Raw genomic sequence first — 6879 nt, 5'->3', positions numbered from 1 at the left:
GTTTCCACCCTTGCCTTAACTTGATAGTATCCCCACGCAAATACCGACCCCAAAAGTGTAATCGTCACGCCTGCGGCGATAAGATTCGTTTTCAATTTTGCCTTCATATCGTCCCCCCATGATGCATGTAATTATTTCCACCAGTACATACGAATATTATTTCCAAAGGTTTCTATCGTAGGAATTATCTAACGACAAATACAAAACTAAAGATCCTTTCGAATTGAACTTGGGACGTGGTTATTAAGGTTGAAAGTTTACTGGACATATATACTGATTGGGAAGACAAATTAAATGATGACGAGTGGTATTTTAGTAATTCATTTCAATCGATAACAAAGGAAATGTCCCCTGAAGAAGCGTTTAATTATATTCCTAATGTCATCGAGGTGTTGTTTAAGTTAGATCATGACTATTTGATTTGGGAATCACTTTATTTCTTAAATCAACTTTATGGCGTAGCTAACACCACTGAAATACATCCATTCCTCGAAAGGAATTGGTCTTTGTTAGATGCGCATTTGAAGAAATATGATGACTCTTATGCTACTCCTTTTATGGAACTTAAAAGACACCTTAGAATTAAAGAATGATCCGCCCGCTAAACGAACGGAAAACGATAGCACAAATAGCCGTTTCTTATGTAAGAGGTATGAAAGAACGTAACAAAATACTTAGGGAATTGGTCGAAAATTTCAAAGATACTGCACCATAATTTGCTGTGGCAATTCTGGTATTTTTGAATGATAGTAGTAATATTTAATTATTAATATTTACACTTGAATTCGTTTTTTATATCAGGAGGATGGCGACGATTAAAAGTAGAGGGTTATGGGTTAGTGTTTGTATAATCTTACTGTTTATATTATCGATATATTTATTTGTTGAAGCGAAGAAAAGTAAGCTAGAAAAGGATTTACAAGCTTATCTAGTTAATGAGAAGCAATACGAAGCATCTGAAATTTTTAAGATTAAAGCATATTGTGGGAAGGTCCCTCAAATGGGGGCACATGTACTTTTTAAAGATGAACCAGGAGTTTACTATACATATACGGTTAGAGGAGTTGGACTATGGATTCAGATTGGACCTAGTGACGCGGATATAAGAAGTGGAATAAAATATAATCATTTAGATGAGGGACGAAAATAGCTTTTGAAATAAAAAAGGAAAGATAGTAATGAAAATTGAGCAAGGTGATTTTCTTGTCAAGGAATTAAGATTGGATTCATAATTGATTAAGCTCCCTCGGAATGAACGATTCTTCCATAATACATCGGTAGTCTAGGAATTTATTGTTTCGTCCTTGGAATTTTTGGAGTCATTCTAAGCCCATTAGCGAAAAAGCAGCCAATCATGGCTGCTTTTTTAAAAACTAAAATTACCATGGAATCGAAAACCGGTGGCGCGTACTCTTCCAATTCAACGTATCCGTTAATATGAGTGCGACGATATAGAGAAACAAGGAACAAGCGATTGAAGAGATTACGCACCATAACTGCGGCATACCATGGCTGGCAAAATAGTTATAGGTCCAGTCTCCGCATATCAACATCAGCATCATGCAGATCCCAACCTTGACATAAGGACGAATACTCCAATAAAATCCGATCGAGCTAGAGATGGAAAAGAAGTTCAGCAGTGTTTGCATTACAATACCGATACCGATGCCGTACGCAACGCCAATAATACCAAATTGGCTACCGAACACGAAGATCGAGACACCCTTGAATACAGTGGCTATTACGTAATTCCACAACGTAGCGTTCGCTCTGCCGAGCCCGAGCAGAATCGCATGAAGTGGAGCGTCAAAATAATGCAGGAAAAACATCGGCGCCAGTATTTTTAGAAGCAATCCTGCTTCCGGGGCATTATAGACAATTGTCGTTAGTGGAGTTGCCCACTCGTACAGGATAACGGTCGCCGGTGCGCCGATCAGGAGTCCCAAGATCATAGCCTGATTCATCCGCTCATGTATGAGCAGACTGTTTTTGTTCGCTGCTGCCTCGCCAATCGCAGGAATGAGAGCGGTGGACAAGGACTGTGTAATAAAGCTTGGCATGAACAGCAACGGAAACGCATAGCCGGCCAGCATACCGAATTGCTTCGTGGCTAACGTCGTACCGATGCCGGCCAGCGCCAGGCTGGTTGTAATAAGAAGCGGTTGGAAGGTGCTGTATAAGGAATGTATGACACCGTGTCCGGTCGTCGGCAGTCCAATCTGCAGCAGCTCTCCGAGTGTGCTTCTTCCTTGTTTCAGGTGGCTTGCCCACGTCTCGCCCGGCGTCTTCGATTCACCGTAAAGCTTGTAGCTTGTCACCAGAAATAGGAGACTGATCGCTTCGCTGACAACAGAGGCTGCCATTGCTCCGGCAGCCGCATAAGCTACGCCATAAGGCAGCAAAAGGTGGACCAGCGCAAGTACACAGGCGATTTGCACTGTATGCTCCAGCACATCGGAAGCGGCAATGGTCTTCATCTGCTGCATGCCACGGAAATATCCCTTTAATACGGCGGAGACAGCTACGATCGGCGCGATCGGCGTAATCGCCAGCATCGCGTAATAAGCACGTTGGTCGCTTAGCAAAATGGATGCGATCCACTCAGATCCAAGTAACGATATGGTCGTTAGCGCTACGCTCAAGACGCCCGTGACAGCGAGAGAAACATGTAGGATGCGCCTCACTTTCATCCGTTCGCCGCGAGCGTGGGCCTCTGCAACCAACTTTGAAATTGCAACAGGCAATCCAAGCTCCGTAATCGTAATGACAAGCGGGACGAGCGGATGAGCCATCATCAAGATGCCAATTCCCTCTGCTCCCAGTACGCGAGCGATATACATGCCGCTGATAAAACCGAGAATACGATTGATGAAAGCAGCGACAGACAAGACCAGCGTACCTCTCATGAACGATTGCCCATGTTGTGACATGACTTGTGTCCTCCTGATTATCGAATACTTAAATGTATTCATAAACTGGAAAACCATGCGAACAAGCCGGTGTTCACGTCATTATTGGACATGTGATGGCGCAAAGCGGCGTGGCGGATTTTGCATGGATCGAACGTACTCGATATGTTTATCAAAATGGGGACATTAGTAAAGGTCCCATTTGAATTAACGATTAAGCCATATTAAAATGAAACAGAAAACAGAAACTGATTTTGGAGGCTGAGGCATGTACCGTAAACTGGAAGACTTTTTAGAGGATTGGGCAGCATCGTCGGCCGGYACGTTATCCGTCATGAAAGCTATTACCGACGAGAAGATGAATGTAGCGATTGTGGAGGGCCATAACTCGCTGGCTTGGTTGGCATGGCATTTGGTAGGAGCGGCGGGAGCGTTCGGTMGCGTAGCTGGATTGCAAATACCGGGAATAGAACGAAGCGCGAAGGTGCCTGATAACATGGGGATGATTCAAGAAAATATCCCAGTTAGATCTAAGTAATTGTACTACTTCACAAAATCCGTATTTTATACATATGTCTATGAATTGATTCAATCCCTTTCAGACATTGGTTTTTTATATATTAATACAATCCTTTTCATTGTTTATCACCCATTATAACGGCTGCTTCGCGGCAGCCGTTTCAGTATCGTTCCCAGTTAGCGTCATGAGGGGTGAGTTCTAATCAATTCCAAAAAAACCAACATCACCAGTTTCATACAATATTTCACCTTTTTTATTCGTTGCCCGAATAGTAATAGGCATCTTCAAAACATTCTCGACAAACGAGTACCATATCGAATATTCGCCATTATTAATAATTTGAGCTGTCTTATCTCCCTCACTAATTAAAAGAATCTGAGTTATTTCTGGATCTTTAACAACTCCATAAAGCATATGAATATTAAATTTTTGATTTTCTGAACCATGCCAGCTTAAGACCTGATCTGTAAACATTGGACTTATATTCATATATTCACTTAATTTATATCCACTAATTTTCTTCTGTAGTAAAACAACACCTAATTCTGACCTATTATTTATATAAAATGCCATTGTCCRCTCTCTGTCAGTATGTATATGAATTAATTCACTATAGCCCGAATCAGATTCTGAAATTACTTTTCCAATTTGATCATACAGAGGTTTATTTTGTTGAATTAACCATATCAAAGAAATGATCGAAATAATAAAGACTAGAACGAGCGGTATATAAATTTTACTTATCCTCACTTTTCCTCCTCTAACAAAAAATGTTACTTAATTTATATTCGCAGAACGACATCATATCACCTTTTTCTGTAAAGGCTTACTCAACTAAACTGCCCGTTGAATGATCACAAGGGAAGTGTACCTCACATCTGCTCTCCGTGAATACTTCATTGTTCCATCGGCACCATAGAGAATGTCTTATATCAATTTAACTAGAGATACTGTCCTCATATCCCCAAAATTCTAGAAGTCGCTTATTTTCTTTAATGTCATCCTCAGTTAAACGGCCCAATTTCATTTTTGCAAGTAAAAGGAGGTTTTTATATTCTGTGTGTGTGAAGTCCTTGTAGATCTCCTGGTTCTTCTTATGAAATAGGTGGATTATTTCAGTCAGTTCGAAATATGGCAATATCCCTGATTTCCATTCTAAAAAAGATTGGTACAAGGGCTCCAGAGCTTGTTCAGTTACCAATTTGTGATACTCGTCAATAATTTCTCGTTCTTGTTGGCGTTTTTGTTGCTTAGGAGTTACTCGTTTCTCCAAGTTATTTCCCTCTCTTTTGTCTAGTTTACTTCTAATGGAAGGTTATAAACTGCGTTATTAAACTAGCGTTCCCCCGTTAGCGCAACGACAATTCTAATCATTAATGTACCTCTCGTCTAAATAATTACCTATTTCCACAATACACTTGTCACCTAATTTGTCATGAGCCATAACAAAACAACCGCTCCAAATATCCCAGCCAATGGTTATCTTAATCCCATCTTTATCAAAATCCATGAAAACTTGTTCAAGTCCAATTCTTGGATTAATATGAGTAAAATTAAACTTTTCTGTAACAACAGTAGCTATCTTCAAAATAAATGACGCATCCGCATCAAAAATTTCATATGAATTGTAGCCTTTGGATGTTTTATTTATTTTCCCTTGTAGATTTTTCATTTAATTCCACCAATCATATAAATATTTTTGAACTAACGTTCTTACGTTAGTTTAATATATCATTTTGGATTCAACTACATCTTGCCAGGGGATGCCGATTACACTCTCAGCTCCAATATTTTCTTTCTTTAAGTATTCATTTACTTTTATATATCCAAGCACATATCCAATTCTTGGTGGCATATCTTGTATTGGGATTGAGTGTGGTGTTCTTGAAAATAAACTGTCCATGAAAGTGTCTTCTTCATAATGTTCATTTATTAATTTTTCAATTATCTCGATATTATTTAACGTCCAAGATACCGTATCTTCTGGAACATAACAATAATGTGATGCTTGATATCCTGGCTGAAGTTGTTCTGAGAAACAAATAGCAAGACCTTCTGTTACTAATCGCATTCCAATACTAGCTGTGAAAATATCTTCTTTAAAATATCGTTGTCTAGCCCAGTGATGACATTCATGTGATAATAGTAATTGAATCCCATCCAATTTCCCATTTATTGCTTCCAGACAAAGAACAGTTATTGATTTTCCTTCATGACTAACAGAATAGATATTAGTACAATCTAAACCGACAATTACAAATACCTCTTGTTCATCAGCATTATTTTGTAATTTATCAAGAATTTTGCTTGTGATTAATTGAATATGAAATTCATAATCTGAAGTATGCAAAATTGTCTTAAATAATTCATTATAACGACTTTTCCCTACTGATATTATACGGTTATTCACTTCTTGAATTGAGGGAAACCCTTTAGGAACAAAGTGTATATCAAACAATAAATTTTTTTGTGGATTTATGTAATGTGTTAAAAATGCTTCTTGCCATTGTTCCTCATCACTACAGTCATCAAAAGCTTTTATGAAATCTTCGTACAACCAGTTCCATTTAGGCATGGAAATCAACTCCCTTTCCCTGATTTATGCAACCTATTTTCACATTATAATTAATCCTATATTTTAACAAGATCCCCTACACATATAGTACATACTTGTACTCCATTTGATGACAATACTCCGCTAAACTGCCAGTTAGCGTGGCGAAGGGCTGCCACGAGCAACCCTTCAAAAGCTTCAAAACATTTTTTTGTACCTTCGTGTTTTCCTTAAGGTTCTACCAATCAATACCCAACGGAAAGTCAATCTTCTTAATAGCTCAAGATAGTTAGCATTTGAGCAAACTTTTATTAAAAATAGTTGCTATATGCGCTATTTAAATTCAAATAACTTTTCTTTTCAATCAATGGCTACTTTTTAGTCGCTGTACCTCTTCTTCAATTCGACTAACGTCAATCCTTTGGAACAAGACTTCAACTTGTGTTAACACTCTTCCAGCTGGACACTCAATATATTCCCAGGTGGGAACAGATAAGCTTAAAAATCCTCGAATCTTTAAACATGAAAAAGGTACAAATGGTTCCAATAGGTTTGACAAATTAGCAATGATTTGAACACATGTAATAAGAGTATGACTACATGAGTCCACATTTTCTTTAATCTGGTTCCAAGGTTTTTGTTCATCAAAATATTTATTACAGCTACGAATGAACGCAAATATGATCTCCAACGCTTCTTTTAGCTTTCCTTTCTCAATTAATTCTCCACAGCGATTATATAGGGCTTCAATTTGGTCTATTATGTTATTATCTATCACACCATGAGGGATTTTACCTTCATAAAATTTTTCAATAAATACTAAGCTTCGATTCACAAAATTCCCAAATGCCCCAAGCAATTCCCCATTATRGCTATAAATAAATTCTCTCCAAGAG

Annotated in this window: 9 protein-coding genes; 3 read left to right on the top strand and 6 right to left on the bottom strand. The window is 38.3% G+C overall.

Annotated features, from left to right (window positions below; all coding sequences use genetic code 11):
- The first annotated feature begins 236 nt into the window (after positions 1-236).
- Both AC1DVJ_RS29135 and AC1DVJ_RS29130 read left to right on the top strand, forming a co-directional pair.
- The gene (locus tag AC1DVJ_RS29135; RefSeq protein WP_477596089.1) at positions 237-593 is read left to right on the top strand and encodes an ABC transporter; all 357 of its coding nucleotides are present in this window, start codon (positions 237-239) and stop codon (positions 591-593) included.
- Between the two features lie 212 nt (positions 594-805).
- Positions 806-1150: a DUF3139 domain-containing protein gene (locus tag AC1DVJ_RS29130; protein WP_477596087.1), complete on the top strand. Its 345-nt coding sequence runs from the start codon at positions 806-808 to the stop codon at positions 1148-1150.
- 229 nt (positions 1151-1379) lie between these two features.
- On the opposite strand, the gene spoVB is transcribed toward AC1DVJ_RS29130, so the two are convergent.
- Positions 1380-2930: a stage V sporulation protein B gene (spoVB, locus tag AC1DVJ_RS29125; RefSeq protein WP_477596085.1), complete on the bottom strand. Its 1551-nt coding sequence runs from the start codon at positions 2928-2930 to the stop codon at positions 1380-1382.
- 247 nt (positions 2931-3177) lie between these two features.
- Here spoVB and AC1DVJ_RS29120 point away from each other — a divergent pair, with 247 nt between their 5' ends.
- Positions 3178-3447 carry a hypothetical protein gene (locus AC1DVJ_RS29120; protein ID WP_477596083.1) on the top strand — a complete coding sequence of 90 codons (270 nt, stop codon included), beginning with the start codon at positions 3178-3180 and terminating at the stop codon, positions 3445-3447.
- Positions 3448-3627: 180 nt separating this feature from the next.
- Here AC1DVJ_RS29120 and AC1DVJ_RS29115 read toward each other — a convergent pair whose 3' ends face one another.
- The 5 genes from AC1DVJ_RS29115 to AC1DVJ_RS29095 form a co-directional block, all read right to left on the bottom strand.
- Positions 3628-4119 (bottom strand): hypothetical protein, encoded by a 492-nt coding sequence (locus tag AC1DVJ_RS29115; RefSeq protein WP_477596081.1) that lies wholly within the window; start codon positions 4117-4119, stop codon positions 3628-3630.
- Positions 4120-4366: 247 nt separating this feature from the next.
- Complete coding sequence (locus AC1DVJ_RS29110) at positions 4367-4702, bottom strand: hypothetical protein (RefSeq protein WP_477596079.1); 336 nt, start codon at positions 4700-4702, stop codon at positions 4367-4369.
- 93 nt (positions 4703-4795) lie between these two features.
- Complete coding sequence (locus AC1DVJ_RS29105) at positions 4796-5101, bottom strand: hypothetical protein (RefSeq protein ID WP_477596077.1); 306 nt, start codon at positions 5099-5101, stop codon at positions 4796-4798.
- 51 nt (positions 5102-5152) lie between these two features.
- On the bottom strand, positions 5153-6004 hold the full coding sequence (locus AC1DVJ_RS29100; protein WP_477596075.1) for a DUF2268 domain-containing putative Zn-dependent protease: 852 nt from the start codon (positions 6002-6004) through the stop codon (positions 5153-5155).
- A gap of 343 nt (positions 6005-6347) precedes the next feature.
- The coding region (locus tag AC1DVJ_RS29095) for a class I tRNA ligase family protein (RefSeq protein WP_477596073.1) at positions 6348-6879 on the bottom strand (532 nt) is incomplete at its 5' end.

This window comes from Paenibacillus sp. P4_A9 (assembly GCF_056402415.1).
The sequence above is the reverse complement of the archived record's forward strand: the minus strand, read 5'-3'. Positions and strand labels throughout refer to the sequence as shown.